Origin of the sequence: Limnospira sp., assembly GCF_051859755.1 — a bacterium.
GTDB lineage: Bacteria > Cyanobacteriota > Cyanobacteriia > Cyanobacteriales > Microcoleaceae > Limnospira > Limnospira fusiformis.
Map to the genome: position 1 here is coordinate 21,311 of NZ_JBIMLI010000037.1, position 15,932 is coordinate 37,242.

Annotated in this window: 18 protein-coding genes; 9 read left to right on the forward strand and 9 right to left on the reverse strand. The window is 44.2% G+C overall.

From position 1 onward, the window contains the following. Positions 1-104: 104 nt before the first annotated feature. On the reverse strand, positions 105-647 hold the full coding sequence (locus ACTIE0_RS09050; RefSeq protein WP_235720243.1) for a J domain-containing protein: 543 nt from the start codon (positions 645-647) through the stop codon (positions 105-107). A 141-nt stretch (positions 648-788) separates the two neighbouring features. Between ACTIE0_RS09050 and ACTIE0_RS09055 the strand changes: the two genes are divergently transcribed. Both ACTIE0_RS09055 and ACTIE0_RS09060 read left to right on the forward strand, forming a co-directional pair. Further along, complete coding sequence (locus ACTIE0_RS09055) at positions 789-1,025, forward strand: hypothetical protein (RefSeq protein WP_192808270.1); 237 nt, start codon at positions 789-791, stop codon at positions 1,023-1,025. Positions 1,026-1,228: 203 nt separating this feature from the next. Further along, entirely contained in the window at positions 1,229-1,531 is a 303-nt protein-coding gene (locus tag ACTIE0_RS09060; protein ID WP_039933343.1) for a hypothetical protein, read from the forward strand. An 18-nt stretch (positions 1,532-1,549) separates the two neighbouring features. On the opposite strand, the gene ACTIE0_RS09065 is transcribed toward ACTIE0_RS09060, so the two are convergent. Beyond that, positions 1,550-2,326, reverse strand: coding sequence for a hypothetical protein (locus tag ACTIE0_RS09065; RefSeq protein WP_006623891.1), 777 nt, complete (start codon positions 2,324-2,326; stop codon positions 1,550-1,552). Here ACTIE0_RS09065 and ACTIE0_RS09070 point away from each other — a divergent pair. From ACTIE0_RS09070 to ACTIE0_RS09085, 4 genes are all read left to right on the forward strand, one after another. Then, positions 2,314-2,463 carry a hypothetical protein gene (locus ACTIE0_RS09070; RefSeq protein ID WP_187758481.1) on the forward strand — a complete coding sequence of 50 codons (150 nt, stop codon included), beginning with the start codon at positions 2,314-2,316 and terminating at the stop codon, positions 2,461-2,463. The genes ACTIE0_RS09065 and ACTIE0_RS09070 overlap by 13 nt on opposite strands. A gap of 90 nt (positions 2,464-2,553) precedes the next feature. Beyond that, entirely contained in the window at positions 2,554-4,089 is a 1,536-nt protein-coding gene (gene cobA / locus ACTIE0_RS09075; RefSeq protein WP_006669794.1) for a uroporphyrinogen-III C-methyltransferase, read from the forward strand. A gap of 138 nt (positions 4,090-4,227) precedes the next feature. Next, positions 4,228-5,424, forward strand: a complete 1,197-nt coding sequence (locus ACTIE0_RS09080) for a S1 family peptidase (protein WP_006623888.1) — start codon at positions 4,228-4,230, stop codon at positions 5,422-5,424. 137 nt (positions 5,425-5,561) lie between these two features. Beyond that, positions 5,562-7,304: a PAS domain S-box protein gene (locus ACTIE0_RS09085; RefSeq protein WP_006623886.1), complete on the forward strand. Its 1,743-nt coding sequence runs from the start codon at positions 5,562-5,564 to the stop codon at positions 7,302-7,304. A gap of 58 nt (positions 7,305-7,362) precedes the next feature. Here the strand turns inward: ACTIE0_RS09085 and psbV2 are convergent, their stop codons facing one another. From psbV2 to ACTIE0_RS09120, 7 genes are all read right to left on the reverse strand, one after another. Next, positions 7,363-7,851: a photosystem II cytochrome PsbV2 gene (gene psbV2 / locus ACTIE0_RS09090; protein ID WP_006623885.1), complete on the reverse strand. Its 489-nt coding sequence runs from the start codon at positions 7,849-7,851 to the stop codon at positions 7,363-7,365. Positions 7,852-8,041: 190 nt separating this feature from the next. After that, positions 8,042-8,533 (reverse strand): photosystem II cytochrome c-550, encoded by a 492-nt coding sequence (psbV, locus tag ACTIE0_RS09095; RefSeq protein ID WP_006623884.1) that lies wholly within the window; start codon positions 8,531-8,533, stop codon positions 8,042-8,044. A 153-nt stretch (positions 8,534-8,686) separates the two neighbouring features. Further along, positions 8,687-8,836, reverse strand: a complete 150-nt coding sequence (locus ACTIE0_RS09100; RefSeq protein WP_006669797.1) for a hypothetical protein — start codon at positions 8,834-8,836, stop codon at positions 8,687-8,689. Between the two features lie 105 nt (positions 8,837-8,941). After that, on the reverse strand, positions 8,942-9,889 hold the full coding sequence (gene accD / locus ACTIE0_RS09105) for an acetyl-CoA carboxylase, carboxyltransferase subunit beta (protein WP_006623881.1): 948 nt from the start codon (positions 9,887-9,889) through the stop codon (positions 8,942-8,944). 39 nt (positions 9,890-9,928) lie between these two features. Continuing rightward, the gene (locus ACTIE0_RS09110; RefSeq protein WP_006669798.1) at positions 9,929-10,156 is read right to left on the reverse strand and encodes a hypothetical protein; all 228 of its coding nucleotides are present in this window, start codon (positions 10,154-10,156) and stop codon (positions 9,929-9,931) included. Between the two features lie 42 nt (positions 10,157-10,198). Next, positions 10,199-11,014, reverse strand: a complete 816-nt coding sequence (locus ACTIE0_RS09115; RefSeq protein ID WP_006623879.1) for a prepilin peptidase — start codon at positions 11,012-11,014, stop codon at positions 10,199-10,201. Positions 11,015-11,064: 50 nt separating this feature from the next. Beyond that, complete coding sequence (locus ACTIE0_RS09120; protein WP_235677597.1) at positions 11,065-11,352, reverse strand: hypothetical protein; 288 nt, start codon at positions 11,350-11,352, stop codon at positions 11,065-11,067. Between the two features lie 108 nt (positions 11,353-11,460). Here ACTIE0_RS09120 and ACTIE0_RS09125 point away from each other — a divergent pair, with 108 nt between their 5' ends. The 3 genes from ACTIE0_RS09125 to ACTIE0_RS09135 all read left to right on the forward strand — a co-directional run bounded on the left by ACTIE0_RS09125 (position 11,461) and on the right by ACTIE0_RS09135 (position 15,816). Then, complete coding sequence (locus tag ACTIE0_RS09125) at positions 11,461-12,243, forward strand: HAD family hydrolase (RefSeq protein ID WP_008053570.1); 783 nt, start codon at positions 11,461-11,463, stop codon at positions 12,241-12,243. Between the two features lie 237 nt (positions 12,244-12,480). Beyond that, the gene (locus ACTIE0_RS09130) at positions 12,481-13,914 is read left to right on the forward strand and encodes an FkbM family methyltransferase (protein ID WP_439516886.1); all 1,434 of its coding nucleotides are present in this window, start codon (positions 12,481-12,483) and stop codon (positions 13,912-13,914) included. Between the two features lie 129 nt (positions 13,915-14,043). Continuing rightward, entirely contained in the window at positions 14,044-15,816 is a 1,773-nt protein-coding gene (locus ACTIE0_RS09135; protein ID WP_006623874.1) for a glycosyltransferase, read from the forward strand. Positions 15,817-15,932: the final 116 nt, after the last annotated feature.

The following is a 15,932-nucleotide window of genomic DNA, read 5'->3' on the forward strand; positions in this document are numbered from 1 at the left end:
GAAAGAGGCGGGTAGGGGGGAAAGATTTAATACTACTGCGGAAAAGGCGATCGCCCTGGGGAGTCGTTGGGCGATCGCGCAGCCTGGGGGAAGCCAGGATCGCATTAAGTGAAGTCTTTATGAATTTCGTCAATGGCTTCCTGAAGAGCATTTGAATGAATCCAACCGACAAAACCACCAAAAATCATATTGCCATTTTTGTCTGCAATGAATACATGATCGACACCTACAGGATTTTTCCAGGTTTTCACCACTGAACCATCACCAAGTTTAAATCTTGGTATGGCACGATTGAAATCTCGATGGTGTGCTGGAGTCATTCCTGGCACTTCGTTCAAAATGTTTATAACTCGCTTCAAGATATTGGATGTTGATCTTTGACTCTCAGTTTTCTGTCTAGCATTCTGTGAACTATCTTCAGGAGTTCGATACTCATTGTGTTCGCAATAATCTTTGAGAATTTCATATGACTCATTAATCCGCTGTAACTGTAGATGAGCACGTTGCTGTAAATTGGAATTGCTATCAAACCGATCTGGATGCCAAATCTGAACAAGTTCCTTATAAGAGGCTTTAATTTCTTCTAAGGAAGCGCCTGGCTCCAGCTCAAGAACCGCTAAGTGTTTATGAAGATCTTGGTTATTCATATTTCCTGATAAGTCTCTCGCGAATTTACTTCCCATGCCATTCCTCACTGATAAGCAGGCTTTGTCGCTTGGGTGAAACCCAACAGAAGGCTTTGTAGGTTAGGTGAAACCCAACAGAAGGTGAGAGATGGTGTTTTTGGGTTGAGACCTGCAACGGAACCTCCCGCGTGGGTCGCACCCTACGACTACGGGAAAGAGGCGGGTAGGGGGGAAAGATTTAATACTACTGCGGAAAAGGCGATCGCCCTCGGAAGCAGCCAGTATCGCCTCTTTTCCCAAACCTTTAGCCATCATCCCTTATGTTACTTTGTAGCTTTGTCGCTTGGGTTTCACCCAACAGCAGGCTTTGTCGCTTGGGTTTCACCCAACAGAAGGTGAGAGATGGTGTTTTTGGGTTGGGACTCCCAACAGAATTTTCCGCGTGGGTCGCAACCCCTAGTTAGTTGGTTTTCCCGATAGTTGTTGGCGCACCCTACAGCGCCCACACCGACAGAGGTAAGCTCCGACCAAACCGACCACCCCGAACAGAGCCCACAAACACGGGGACTGAGACAACCCACCAGCCCCCACAGGGACGAACAGTGATAACCCCGCCGCCAAACGCCTCGGAAGACACGGCACGCCCGAAGGACACAGCGGCGCGACGAGAGGAGAACCAGACCACACCAACCCAGCGAGAGAAGGACCGGGCAGAAGGACGCACGCCCACGAAGGACGCACCAGCCCCGGAAGCCCATAAAACAACAGACCCAGGAGAAGGAGCCAAACCAGAAACAGAAGCGGGAGAAGTCCCCCAATACCAAGACACGGACACAGAAGCGAGAAGCTCCATAAACAATAACCAAACGCAATCAATAATTAATGAGGTGGGTATGGGTGAGTGAAAGATTTTCAAGGGATGATTAGGCTTCTTTGAAAAATCGGATAATTTCTCTCACGTTATTGAGAATTTTACCATCTTCTGTAATTTGCGCGATCGCCTTTTCGGCTGTACGCGAAAGGCGCTCATGTTCGGATTGGTTGGTGGCTTTGAGAGTTTGCATATCGGCGGCTAAACGGGTGATTTCACTTTGACAAAAAGCTAGTTTTTGGTTTTGTTGGGATGCCCAAGAATTGGATTTATTCGGGTCGAGACTTTTCTTGGTAACCTCTAATAAAGCCTCCACAACTTCTACTCTATTTCTCAATTCTACTACATCCTCGCGGGGATAAGAAAACTCCCGACGTACCATTGATAAACGGGTTACTAAGTATTGATAACCTCGGAGAGAGGGACGTAAAATGGTTAGTAATAACGCGGCTACAGAGCCGATATATCCCACTACACTAATTCCCGCCCATGATAACGATAAAAGCACGATCGCACTAGCTATATGTAAGGCGATCGCCACCCCTAAAGAACGACTGACTAATTTATGCACATAAGAACGCTGACTGGGTTCAATCCGAATCCCTTTTTTGTCGGACTCCGCCGCCTCTGCGAGAACTTCCTTAGCATCAAAGTGTATATTCCAAGGAACAGTTACTATTAACAATAGCCACCAAAAGGTAATGCCACCGATAATCCAATCCACAAAACTACCACTGGGAATATTTAGCCACTGAAGTATCGAAAAAGTCAGCAATAAAAGCAAAACAAATCCAGCGGTAAAAAAACCGAAATTAAATGGTAACTTCATACTTAAAAGCCCTCAAGTCCAAAATTTTCACACTGCGGGACATTCCCCAAGACCAGGTAGAGTATAATCTCTCAGGGTTGGTAATCATTATTATGCAGAAGGTGTTAACCTATATGGCGATCGCTGTGACAGTCTGAAAACCGGCTAATGGTACTATTGAATCAGAGAATCAGAAAATCAGAGATTTTGGGCAGTATATGTGACTAGGTGTGCAGTATAGAGAAACCATGACCAAATTCAGCGGAAAAGTTTATTTAGTAGGGGCGGGATTAGGAAATGTAGCTTATTTGACTGTCAAAGCCTATCAGTTAGTGAAGCAGGCTGAAGTCCTAGTTTATGATGCCCTAGTTGACCAGTCAATTATACCCCTAATTTCGCCCCATTGTCTGAAAGTATATGTGGGAAAGCGGGGTAGCCAAGTCACTACCCCCCAAAGCGAAATTAATCGTTTATTAGTCAAATATTGTCAACAGGGAAAACTGGTGGTGCGACTCAAGGGCGGCGATCCATTTATCTTTGGTCGCGCTAGTACGGAAATTCAAGCCTTAATTGCTGCTAAGTGTGAATTTGAGGTGGTTCCAGGTATTTCCTCAGCATTGGCCGCCCCCCTACTGGCTGGTATTCCTGTCACCGATACAGTCATGAGTCGGTGTTTTGCAGTCATGACAGCCCATGAACCGGAAGCCCTAAATTGGGCGAGTTTATCGGAACTGGAAACTTTAGTTATTCTCATGGCGGCGCGAAATTTACCTGTGATTGTACACCAACTTAGACAACATGGGCGATCGCCTGAAACTCCCATAGCTATTATTAAAAATGGGGGTCGCTTTAATCAAAAGGTAATCGTTGGCACGTTAAATGATATTGTAGATAAAACATCACGAGAATCTTTATCTCCCAGTGTCATAGTTGTGGGGAATGTGGTGCAACTGCAAACCTATCTACAGCCTCGCCAAAACCACTCAAGAATTATGCTGAGTCCATTACTTAATCACACCATTTTAGTCACCCGTTCCTCGGAACAATCCAACGAGTTTCGCAGTTTGCTGGAACAAAAAGGGGCTGAAGTCCTAGAAATGCCTACCCTAATTATCACGCCTCCTTCTACTTGGGAACCCCTGGATAAAGCGATCGCATTTTATGATACATCAAAGCCTTTTGACTGGCTATTACTCACTTCTGCTAACGCTGTCTCATTCTTTTGTGAAAGACTCATGGCTAGTGGGAAAGATACCCGCATTTTAGCCAATACAAAAATTGCTGTTGTCGGCAAAAAAACCGCCATGGTATTGCGAAAATGGGGACTAAATCCTGATTTTATCCCCCCGGATTTTATCGCTGATTCGCTAGTGGAAAACTTCCCCGAATCAGTCAGCGGAAAACGTCTATTATTCCCCAGAGTGGAAACCGGAGGGCGGGAGATATTAGTGAAAGAATTAACCCAAGCAGGGGCGGAAGTAGTAGAAGTTCCCGCCTATGAGTCTGCTTGTCCAGATACCATCGACCCTAATATTCAATTAGCTTTAGAAAATGGTACAATTGATATTGCCACCTTTACCAGTTCCAAGACTGTCAAAAATTTCTGTAAACTCCTAGAAGGCTTTGCGGGTGATTCCTGGCGAGATTTACTCACCGGAGTAGCGATCGCCTCTATTGGTCCCCAGACCTCCCAGACCTGCCAAACTCTCCTAGGAAAGGTCGATATTGAAGCCCAAGAATATACCCTAGAAGGACTCACTCAGGCTATCATAGATAAAACCTAGCCAGGAAGTCCGAGGCTGTAGCGGAACCCGGTCACACTATAATTTAACCCTTTGTTTCCCGTAACTACCCCGAACAAACTTGATGGAGTTTACGTCAGATTACCATAGACTAACTAATTAAATTTTAGGGATATAACCATGTTCAACTTGGGTCTTTCTCGCTTTGATTCCCTGACAACCATTTTAACCGGAATGGCAACAACTGCCGCCCTGGTCATAACTTGTCAAGTCGCCCTAGCTGCTAAAAGCGCCCAGCAAGTCGCAGAAATCGCCGCACCCATTACAGTTCAAATTAATAGCGCCCTCGGAGACGGTTCTGGGGTCATTATTGCTAGACAAGATAATATCTATACAGTCCTGACCGTTAATCATGTAGTACAAGCAACTGATGTCGCCTACAGTATCCGCACCCATGATGGTCAAAGTCACCCGGTCACCAGTGTTACTAGGCTACAGACTACTAAGGATGAACCCGATTTAGCAGTAGTAAGATTTGAAAGTACCCAAGAATACCCGATCGCCACTTTAGCCGATTCCGAACAGGTAGTGATTGGGGTTCAGATTTATGTCTATGCTTATCCCGCTACTGGGGGGTTAACCGGCGCGGCACGGGAACCAGAACTCTCCCCTGGATTGGTCACCAGTCGCCCCAAAAATCGCCCAGAAGGCTATAATTTGCGGTATCAGGCTGTTACTTGGAGTGGTATGAGTGGGGGTCCAGTATTTGATTCTCAAGGCCGTGTGGTGGGTTTACACGGTCAAGGTGAGTTTGGATTTGCTCAAACTCGTTCTGGAGATGTTACCCCCATTAAAACAGGGTTTAATGCTGCCGTTCCCATTAATTTGTTTCTGGAACAGCTATCACAAGCTCAGTTAAGTCCTAATGATTTACAAATCGATTCGGACACGCTAGAAGCCTCTCCTGTGTCGTTGGATACTCCCCAAAATGCGGAAACCTACTACTTTCGCGGATTGAGTTGGTTGGATCGCGGTTATGCGTGGGAGGCGATCGCTGATTTTAACCGAGCCTTAGAATTGAATCCTAATTCCCCAGAAACCTATTTTAATTTGGGATTAGCGCGGACACTATTGGTGCTGAATGAACCAACCCGTGGCCCCAATCCCGTTCTTGATTATACTAGGGCGATCGAGCTTAATCCCGGTTTTGCTGATGCCTATTATAATCGTGCCCTCAGTCATATCCGTCGTCAAGAATTTGAGGAAGCCTTAGCTGACTTTCGCCAAGCCGCAGAACTTTATCAACAACTGGGACGTTCAGATTCTCATCAGGATGCCTTACAGCGTATCCGCGAACTTGAGGAAATGGCACAATAACAGTTGAGGCATTAGGGTGTAAAGTGTGTTTGGGGTGTACAAAAAGCAGCTATCCTGACTTCAAACAAGGAAAACAGAGATGGTCGCTCCTAATCATCAGCACACTTTTTAATTTTCCCCCGTTTCCTTATTGACTAATGACCAAACCAGTTATTCTCTGTGTCGATGATGAACCTATGATTTTGGACACTCTGAGGCGACTGCTTCGGAGAACATTGGGTGGCAAATATCGGTTTGAATGTGCTGGGAGTGGCAGTGAAGGCATTAAATTAGCCCAAGAATTGATTGAAGCTGGGGAAGAATTGGCGGTAGTCATTTCTGATTATATGATGCCGGGTTTGCGGGGAGATGAGGTGTTAAAAGCCATTCATCATTTATCCCCCAATACTATGAATATTATGCTGACAGGTCATGCTGATATTGATGGGGTATTTAATGCTATTCAATATGCTAAACTTTATCGCTATATTTCTAAGCCTTGGGAAAATGAAGATTTGACTTTAACCATTACTGAAGCGATTAACAGTTTCCAGCAACAAAAACAACTCACTGACCAAAATTTTCAGCTTCAGGAAATGAACCGCGCCTTAGAATTACTCACCCAAGACCAAGCCAATTTGATTGAGTCTTTGGGTAAGACTGAACGCAAATATCGCAGTATCTTTGAAAATGCTCTGGAAGGGATTTTTCAAATTTCCCCTGATGGAAAGTTTATTAATGCTAATCCCACTTTGGCTAAGATTTATGGCTATGAGTCCCCCAAGGAACTCATGTCCTCTATAACTGATGTCCAAAAACAGTTATATGTTCAACCAAATCGTTGGGATGAATTATTAGAAACTTTGCATCAGCGCCACGAAATCTCTAAGTTTGAATCTCAGGTTTATAATCGTGATGGTGAGATTATTTGGATTTCTGAAAGTGCCAGAATTGTTAATGATGAAAATGGTGATATTCTCTATTATCAAGGGTTTGTTGAAGATATCACGGAACGCAAACGCGCTGAAGCAGAATTAGAACGTTTTACCTCGGAATTATTTGAACTCAACCAGTCCTTTTTCCGCTTTGTTCCTCACCAATTTCTACAATATCTCGGTAAAGATAGTATTGTTGATGTTCAACTGGGGGATAATGTTCAACGGGAAATGTCGGTTTTATTTGCTGATATTCGCGATTTTACTAGCCTCTCGGAACAAATGACCCCAGAGGATAATTTTAAGTTTATTAATGCTTATTTATCCCATGTAGAACCGGCGATCGCTGAATATCGAGGCTTTGTTGATAAGTACATTGGTGATGAAATTATGGCCCTCTTTAGCCAGAGCGCCGATGATGCTCTGCGAGCCGGAATTAGAATGCTTGACTTACTCGCAGAATACAACAAAACTCGACGGCGTACCGACCCCACCAAACCTACCTATCGTCCTCCTATTGAAATTGGTATTGGTATTAATACCGGAAAATTGATGTTGGGAACTGTGGGGGGAAAATCTCGCATGGATGGTACTGTAATTGGTGATGCGGTTAATCTGGCTTCCCGTTTGGAAGGATTAACTAAAAATTATGGGGTGTCTCTGTTAATCTCTCACTATACCTTTGTCCGACTTAACCATATTAATGAATATGGTATCCGCCTTATTGATCATGTTCAGGTTAAGGGTAAATTAGAAATGGTTTCTGTGTTTGAGGTCTTTGATGCTGACCCCCCCGACTTGCGCGCCGGAAAACAAGCCACAAAAACTATGTTTGAGCGAGGATTATTACACTATTATTTAGGCGAGATTTCTGAGGCGATCGCACTTTTTGAATCCTGTTTAGAACGGAACCCCCAAGATAAGGTCGCTCAGATTTATTTAACCCGCTGTAAGGGTGATATTTAGCTGGCAAAACTAATTAACTCACCCCTTGACTCGGGTTTATTAATGTGCTATAATCCCGTCATTTTTTAGCCCAACCGGGTGCTTTTATGGCTGATTGTAAGATAAAAGCGGCTAGGTTATCAATTTCTGCATCGTCAAGCCAATTTTCGGGAATTTCCCGACACCAGTAGTTAGTATCACTACCATCATAGCTGACGGGATGCCTCATATAAGCGACTAAATCTTTGATGGTATCCCTCGGAGGGGTGGCTCCCTTCAGGTCTTCCAGAGACAGGGAAACCGTCGGATAGGGAATAGTTACACCACCAGCGTGACAGTTCAAACAACTATCCGTAAACAAGACTTTTCCCGCTGATAGATCCTCCACCGAAAAGGTCTGGGTTCCACCTTGGCGATCGCTCTGTATTTCCACAGGTTGATCAGTCAGATATCTTAACACATAGGGGTCAACATTTTGAGCTTGAACCGGGAAACTAAAAATCAGCCATCCTACTATATTGGTGATAAATAAGAGCAGTAGAGAGCGCAAAAAACTGTTACGAAACATGGAAATTTGAGGTATTTAATATCAGCAGTCAAATCGGAGACTTTAGATTTTAGCTCCGCTGATTATCCTAGATAATTCGCGGACTTTAGTGGTTACAATTTCAGAGTAGTTAGTAACCCTTCTTAGTAGCCACCAAAAACCAAAACCTAAAGTCAGAAACCTGGTTAGGTGAATCTTTCAGGCGGAAAGATTAACGGAGGTATTTACCACCACCCCACTGTTCACCGCGAACCTTGGGTTGTAAGAGAATGTAAGCGGCTACATTATAGAGATCATCTTCTGATAGGTTTCTCATCTTGGGAAAAATGTCTGCACTTTTCAGGCTAGGATGCAGTTCGTATATCTCGATGAAGCCATCATAGGTGGTGGGATTTTTGACATAATCAACCAGAGCCGCAATGTTATCGCGGGGGGGAGTAGCCAAAGCCAGGGCTTCAGGACTCAAGTTAACATCAGGGTTGGTTTTAGTCACACCCAGCGCATGACACTGAGCGCAGGCGGCGTTAAATACCTGTTGGCCTTTTTTGATTTCTTTGAGACTCAAGACAGCAGTATCGCCTTGAGCATTGATGGGAAGGGTTCTCAATTCTTCAGTCAATTCCAAAGCGTTTGCATTACCCACCCACATTTGAAAGGTGAAGAATACAGTGGCAACAGCCAACCAAATGTACCTTTTTAGCATGGTTCTCCTTAACTTTTAGATGATTATAGAACGTACCAAAGCAACAACTCAATCGGCAATATTGAGCAGTTGTGATCCTGGTTTTTAGCGATTCTGTCTCAGAAGTCTTATCTCAATAGTCCTGTGTTAAATGATCTTTGTCAATCGTTGGATCTACGATTCTGAATCACTTGTGGCCTCAATGGCGGAGAGAATTGCTTTGACATCCTCAACTATACGGGTTTGGGGATGTTGGTAGGCAATTACTAGGCGATCGCCAAGTTTAAGCACCTGTGCGATCGCCAAATGGTAGTCGCAGGCCATTTCAGCCCTAGACCAATCCGCAAAAACCGATGACAATTAGTCAAAACCGGCATCACCCACCAATTATATGCAGTAGTGGGTACTATCCAATCACTGATTTAGAGATTATCGATGCTGTTGGGTTTCCTCAGAATGATGGACATGGCTGCGGGAGTTAGAGTCGGACAATTTTACAAAGGGTCTTCCGGTAGGCTGTGGTGGTCGGTGCAGTTTAATCAATTGGGTGAGGGTTTTTTTGAGCTGAGTGCGAGGGACGATCGCATCAATAAACCCATGAGCCATCAGATATTCAGAAGTTTGAAAATCATCAGGTAGTTTTTCTCGCAAGGTTTGCTCAATTACCCGACGACCCGCAAAACCAATAGTTGCCTGGGGTTCAGCTAGAATTAGATCACCGAGCATGGCAAAACTAGCCGTCACCCCTCCAGTAGTAGGATTGGTTAGTACAGGGATATACAAAAGTTTATTCTCTCGATGTCGTTCCAAAGCCGCCGAGATTTTCGCCATTTGCATGAGGCTTAACATTCCTTCCTGCATTCTAGCCCCTCCGGAAGCACAGATAATCACTACCGGGTATTGATGCTCAGTCCCATATTCAATCATCCGGGTGAGTTTTTCTCCCACCACCGACCCCATACTACCCCCCATAAATCGAAAATCCATCACCCCAAGGGCGATCGATTCCCCATTTAATAAACCCGTCCCCGTTTGTACAGCATCAATTTGACCTGTTTTCTCCCGGTATTCTCGCAGACGATCGCTGTAGGGTTTGCGATCGCGGAAATTCAGCGGATCTACTGAACACAGATTAGCAGCAATGGGCTGCCAGGTATTTTCATCAATCAGTTGTTTAATGCGATCGTCACTGTAAACCCTCATGTGATGGTCACATTGCAGACACACCATAAGATTCGCCTGTAAGTCTTTGGTGTAGGTTAATGCACCGCATTTTTCACATTTTACCCACAAACCATCGGCAATTTCTCGCTCTTGGCGATCGGGACTAATGGGAACTGATTTTTGTCGATTTGCAAACCAGTCAAATAGAGACATTAATTAAAATACGTTCTGATGTTTGATTGAGGAAATGATTTATTGAGCTTCCTCTGGCTCCTCGTCCACCGGACTAAGCAGCAGTAGTGCTGTCCACAAATGTTCCGATGGTACTTGCAATTTAGCCGGACCCCCCACCCCCATATATGACCCAACTCCTAGGCTAATTACCCGTGCTGGGATATCATGGGAGGCGAGGACTTGTTGCATTAACTCGGCTTCCCAGCGCATAGCAGTGGTTTTTAGTGTAATCCAAGACACGATCATTATATATCTCTAGGATAGGCACAAAGCCCGATGCACTTTACCTCAGATAACTGGGAAAAATAACTCCATATACATAGATACTATTATCTCACCCCACAGGGCAGTTATACCAGCGGCGATCGCTAAAAAAGGACCAAATGGCATGGGTTGGCGGCGGTCTAATATGCCCACAGCCATGGCTCCTGCGCCGATAAAGGCTCCTAAACCACAGGCGATGAAACTTGCGACCAATAGCATCTTCCACCCCAACCAAGCCCCCATAAGGGCCGCTAATTTAGCATCTCCCGCCCCCATAGCGGTCTGTCCAAAAGCCATGGACCCCAAAAAGGCGATCGCTTCAAATAACCATAATCCTAGCACCGCCCCCAAAACACCCACCATTAACTGGTCTATCACCCCAGCCGTTTTTAATCCCAGTAACCCTTGAAAGCACAACCCCACCACTAAACCTGACTGGGTGAGAGGGTTAGGAAGGGTTAAGGTATCTATATCAATTAGAGATAACGCCACCAACCAAGCTAATAGCGCCCACAAGCCAAACAGTTGTACTATAGTCCCTGGCATGATGGTTACATATACCAGCAAGAACAATACACCCATTAACCCTTCTACTAGAGGGTAGCGCATAGATATCGGTGCATGGCAATGGCGACATTTCCCCCGCAACCACAACCACCCGAAAACTGGGATATTTTCACTTAAACCCAAACGGGTATGACAATGGGGACATCGTGAGGGAGGATACCACACGGACAGACCAGCGGGGACTCGATACACAATGACATTTAAAAAGCTACCTATGGAAGCGCCTAGGGCAAATATAATCAAGTAAGCTGGTAGATCAACTAAAATCTCCATATTGGACTCTCACCTTTCACGGGGGTTTCACACGCGGTTCCTACCCTGGGCTAAAATAACTCTAATTCTATCTGGTCAAAGGGGATAAAACATTCTCCCGGAAGCAAAACAGGTTTGGGGGAGAAAAGCAGTAAACTTCGATAGCTGCGGAGATGAATGGCTACACCGGACGGACGGCGCATTCGTTTGGCGTGTACTTCTGAATAAGCATGATACACCCGTCGGGCTATCCTCAGTAGTTGGGGATCTTGTATCCGCGACTCTTGGTTAAGGGGTAAGTCCGGGTTTTTCGGCGGGGTTAACGGGTTTTTTAACTCTGAGTTTGAGGTATAAACCACAAAGACAATTCCCCAAGGGTTAATTAACACACCTGTTTAGATGCTACACTAAAAGCTACCACAACAACTCAAGAATTTCGGTAAATTGCCCTACAACATACTAAAACTATGTCAGATAGACCCAATCTTCTCGCCTTGGACTTTGATGGTGTTCTCTGTGATGGCTTGCTGGAGTATTTTCAGACGGCTTGGCGTACATATCTCGAAGTTTGGTCGCCTCCTGAGTCTACCCCACCGGATGATTTACCCCCTAGATTCTACTGCACTAGACCTGTGATTGAAACGGGTTGGGAAATGCCTCTTTTGATCAGGGCTTTGGTTTTGGGGTGGACTGAATCTGAGATTCTCAGCGATTGGCATAGTATATCACGTCAACTGCTGGAACAAGAACATTTGTCACCGGAAGTTCTTGGCCCTCGACTTGATCAAATTCGCGATGAGTGGATCGCCACAGACCTACCAGGGTGGTTGGCTTTACATGGCTTTTATCCGGGGGTATGCGATCGCCTTCGGGTTATTCTTGAGCAGGACATGATAGAATTACGCATAATTACTACTAAGGAAGAACGATTTGTGCGATCGCTTCTCGGACAACAGGGAATTATTCTCGGTCCGGGTATGATTTTTGGGAAAGGACACAAACAGCCTAAGCACCAAACTCTACGGGATCTCATGACTCTTTCTGATCCTAGTCCGGTGATCTGGTTCGTTGAAGACAGAATGAAAACTTTGTTGTCTGTACAAGCTCAAACAGACCTACAACAGGTTAAACTGTTTTTGGCTGACTGGGGCTACAATACCCCCATAGAGCGACGTTTGGTGGCTGAATATCCCCCTATCTGTTTATTGTCTTTGTCTCAATTTTCTCGGGATTTTGAGGCGTGGAGTTGATCAACGGGAAACCATCACTAAAATTTTCCGGTTATGGCTGACTTATTGATGGTTATATAAAAGTCTATAATAAGGCGATCGCTCAGATATTTAGCATTTGGCAAATCCGGGAATATGTCTCATGATGATTAACACCTACTTCCTAATTATACCCTATATGGCAGCCTACAGTAACTAGATGTTGGTCGCGTTATCGGGAAAGTTTGAAATCAACTTACTTAGTATATTTTGGTATCTATGAAACTTAACTTACACCAAATTTTTCAAGATCATAAAGTTACGCCTCGTGGTATTATATATGTAGGAGCAGGAGAAGGGCGATCGCTCAAACGTTTTGCCAAGTTTACTAATGCTCAAATATTGCTAATAGAAGCGAATCCCGTCACCTGTGAAAGGTTGAAAATGGCTGTAGGCGATCGACCCAATATTCAGACAGTTCATGTGGCGATCGCTGACCAAAATAGTACCGCCACTCTCCACGTTACCAACATCGAGTCTAACAGTTCTATTTTGTCACTAACAGAATACAAAAAACTGTATCCCAACCTCACAGAAACTCAGCAAATACCCGTTGAAACCCGCACAATTGACAGCATTTTAACGGAACTTAACCTGCTTCCAGAAGACTATAATATACTATGTTTAGACATCCAAGGAGCCGAACTTCTCGCCTTAACAGGAGCCTCAGAAATTCTGCAACATCTTGATGCTATTTACAGCACAACCAGCCAAAATCAACTATTTGAACGTGGCGCAACTTTTGAGCAACTTAACGCCTTTCTCAATGAACATTATTTCACCCCCGTAGCGCAAGCCACTCCCTATCATCCCTCTCGGTATGAAGTGGTTTATATTCACAACAACCTAATCAATACCTCAGTAATTCCTTCCGAAATCGCCCAAAATCTTCGCCTCCAACCTCCCACAGAACCCAAACCAACCGAACTTAAAATAACTCAATCTCGCCTCCAAGAATTAGAATCAGAACAGGAACTTTTAAAATATCAACTACAGCAGACTCGGAAAGACCTCGACAAGTCTCAATCTGATTTTCAGCAGAAGCAGAAGGAGTTGGAAAACTCTCAGTCTCAACTACAGCAGACTCGGAAAGACCTGGAAAAGTCTCAATCTGATTTTCAGCAGAAGCAGAAGGAGTTGGAAAACTCTCAGTCTGAAAGGAAGAAACTGGAAACCAAAGTTAAGGAAGTTCAAGACCAGCTTAAAAATGCACAGAATAAACAGACTGAAACTCAACAGGAACTCGATAAGTCTCGCTCGGAGTTACATGATACCAGGGAAGAACTGGAAATGGCTAACTTCCAATTAGATGAAGTACAGGTGGAACTTGAACAGGCTACATTTGAGTTACATAAAATTAAGGAAGAGTTAGAGGGTTCGCAGTCTCAACTACAGCAACAGCAGAAAGAATTGGAAGAGTCGCAGTCTCAACTACAGCAACAGCAGAAAGAATTGGAAGAGTCGAGGTCGGAAATTCAAAAACTGCGGGAACAGATACAACAGATACAGCATATACAACAGTATCAAAATATGTCGCCACCAGGACAGCCAGTACAACAGTATCAACCTGCTGTAGCACAGTCTGGGAATACATATAATGCTGCTCTTGTCAAGATGTTTGCTAAAATTATTGCTGAAACTATGCCAGACTAACATCTAAATTACCATATAAAAGGTGGGGTGGATGCGTGTTACCTAATCCACCTACTATCTCACCCAACTCTCCCAGGTGTTGACCGCTAAATTAGACGAACAGAGGATTTGTAGTATCAGTTAATTTCTATGGGAACTAAAAAAGGTCGTGTCTGGATTTTTGATAATATTCAACCTACTGTTAAGGTGACTATTTTTGCGGTTCCTAAAGCCTTTGTGGGAAGTGTGGGAATGATTCAAGATAATGCGATTACCAGTTGGACTAAACTGGTTCCGAGACCGGAAATTATCTTATTTGGTGATGAGACAGGAACCGCAGAAGTGGCTAGTAAATTGAAGGTGAGACATATTCCGAATGTCCAAGTTAACGAATATGGAACCCCTCTGCTAAATGATATTTTTAGCCAAGTACATCATCACGCTTCCCACGATATTTTAACATATATTAACTCGGATATTATCCTAACTAGCGATTTTCTCGGGAATGTTCAACAGGTGATTGCTAATTACTCTAGGTTTCTGATGGTGGGACGACGTTGGAATTTGGATATTGAAGAACCTGTGAATTTTGATAACCCTAACTGGGAACAACAGCTACATCATCAAATTCATACAGCGGGAATATTTAGCGGTATCGGTGCGTTAGATTACTTTGTATTTCCTAAACCTCTGTTTAATCAACTTCCGGCTTTTGCTATTGGTCGTCCGGGTTGGGATAATTGGATGGTGGGAGAAGGATTAAAACAAGGATATCGGGTAATTAACGGGAGTCAAACTATTACGATTGTTCACCAAAATCATGACTACGGACATCTTCGGGGAAACCGCATCGAAGCGTTTCACGGACGGGAAGCAAAGCAAAATCAAGCTCTTTTACAAGGACATTTCGCGGGTAATACTGCTGATGCTACTGATTATTTAATCCCCGCGACGGTGGCTAATTCTCCCCAAATTAGTATTATTGTTTGTAGCGATAATCAGGGTATCAGTTTACCCAAAACTCTTGATAGTATCCTTAATCAAAATATCGATGGTTGCGAGATTATTGTGATTGATAACGGTTCGACGGACAACACCCCGGAAGTCCTAGAAGGTTATGGAAAATCTTTGCAATATGTTGGTCAATGTGGCGAGGGAATTGTGGCTGCTAGAAACCGAGGCTTAGATATTGCTAGGGGAGAATTTATCCTGTTTTTAGATGGGGGTTCTACTTTACTACCTCATAGTTTATCAGACCTGATAGATGCTTTTGATAATCGTGCGGGTTCACTGGAAATGGTATTCTCTGGTTGGGAAATTTGGGAGGAAAATCAGCTAATTTCGGAAGTTCAGCCTTACAATAATCTCGCGCCAATTTTGCAGGGTCGCGACGGTTTACATGGTGTCCATATCTGGATGTTAACAGACTTGTGGCGATTGGTGGAAACTGGTGCGATTTTATTCCGCAATTCCTGGGTTAAACGCTGGGGAGGGTTTGACTCGAGTCTATCTCCCCATGCTGCTACTATAGATTTATTGCTAAATTTAGCATCCCATGGCGCTGCGGGAATTTGTCTACAAAGAAGGACTATAACAGTCGAGGCTGATTATAACTTGAAACGATATGCGATCGCTATCCTTTCCTCTGACTGTAATCAACTTATTCAAAATTACTTTTCTCGTCCTACCCTACGAAATTGGATGCGTCCCCTAGAAACCCTCTGTCGCTATCAAGTCCTGGTTTGGTTAGCTGCTTTAAGCTATCACACCCAAGACAAACACCAGATGATTCAATTTCTCAGACAGTCCCGCAATTATAGTCCCTATCCTGCTCAACAAACTATCAATAATTGGTATCAAAGTTTGACCCAAATTTCCCGCGCATATAATTATCCCCCCTTTCAACTGCTCTATAAAACTTAAACAAAACCGGACATAGCCGGATATTGATGTTTATTTCTTGCTTCGTCCGGGACTGTCGGCAGCACCCCGTCCACAAGTGTAATCGTCTGAACCAGGCGATTTTTCTAAATTTCTAC

Bases quoted from the DNA above. Each gene is read 5' to 3' on its own strand.
- ACTIE0_RS09050 (WP_235720243.1), bottom strand. From the start codon at position 647: ATGAATAACCAAGATCTTCATAAACACTTAGCGGTTCTTGAGCTGGAG.
- ACTIE0_RS09070 (WP_187758481.1), top strand. From the start codon at position 2,314: ATGGTAACTTCATACTTAAAAGCCCTCAAGTCCAAAATTTTCACACTG.
- ACTIE0_RS09065 (WP_006623891.1), bottom strand. From the start codon at position 2,326: ATGAAGTTACCATTTAATTTCGGTTTTTTTACCGCTGGATTTGTTTTG.
- cobA (WP_006669794.1), top strand. From the start codon at position 2,554: ATGACCAAATTCAGCGGAAAAGTTTATTTAGTAGGGGCGGGATTAGGA.
- ACTIE0_RS09080 (WP_006623888.1), top strand. From the start codon at position 4,228: ATGTTCAACTTGGGTCTTTCTCGCTTTGATTCCCTGACAACCATTTTA.
- ACTIE0_RS09085 (WP_006623886.1), top strand. From the start codon at position 5,562: ATGACCAAACCAGTTATTCTCTGTGTCGATGATGAACCTATGATTTTG.
- psbV2 (WP_006623885.1), bottom strand. From the start codon at position 7,851: ATGTTTCGTAACAGTTTTTTGCGCTCTCTACTGCTCTTATTTATCACC.
- psbV (WP_006623884.1), bottom strand. From the start codon at position 8,533: ATGCTAAAAAGGTACATTTGGTTGGCTGTTGCCACTGTATTCTTCACC.
- ACTIE0_RS09100 (WP_006669797.1), bottom strand. From the start codon at position 8,836: ATGGCCTGCGACTACCATTTGGCGATCGCACAGGTGCTTAAACTTGGC.
- accD (WP_006623881.1), bottom strand. From the start codon at position 9,889: ATGTCTCTATTTGACTGGTTTGCAAATCGACAAAAATCAGTTCCCATT.
- ACTIE0_RS09110 (WP_006669798.1), bottom strand. From the start codon at position 10,156: ATGATCGTGTCTTGGATTACACTAAAAACCACTGCTATGCGCTGGGAA.
- ACTIE0_RS09115 (WP_006623879.1), bottom strand. From the start codon at position 11,014: ATGGAGATTTTAGTTGATCTACCAGCTTACTTGATTATATTTGCCCTA.
- ACTIE0_RS09125 (WP_008053570.1), top strand. From the start codon at position 11,461: ATGTCAGATAGACCCAATCTTCTCGCCTTGGACTTTGATGGTGTTCTC.
- ACTIE0_RS09130 (WP_439516886.1), top strand. From the start codon at position 12,481: ATGAAACTTAACTTACACCAAATTTTTCAAGATCATAAAGTTACGCCT.
- ACTIE0_RS09135 (WP_006623874.1), top strand. From the start codon at position 14,044: ATGGGAACTAAAAAAGGTCGTGTCTGGATTTTTGATAATATTCAACCT.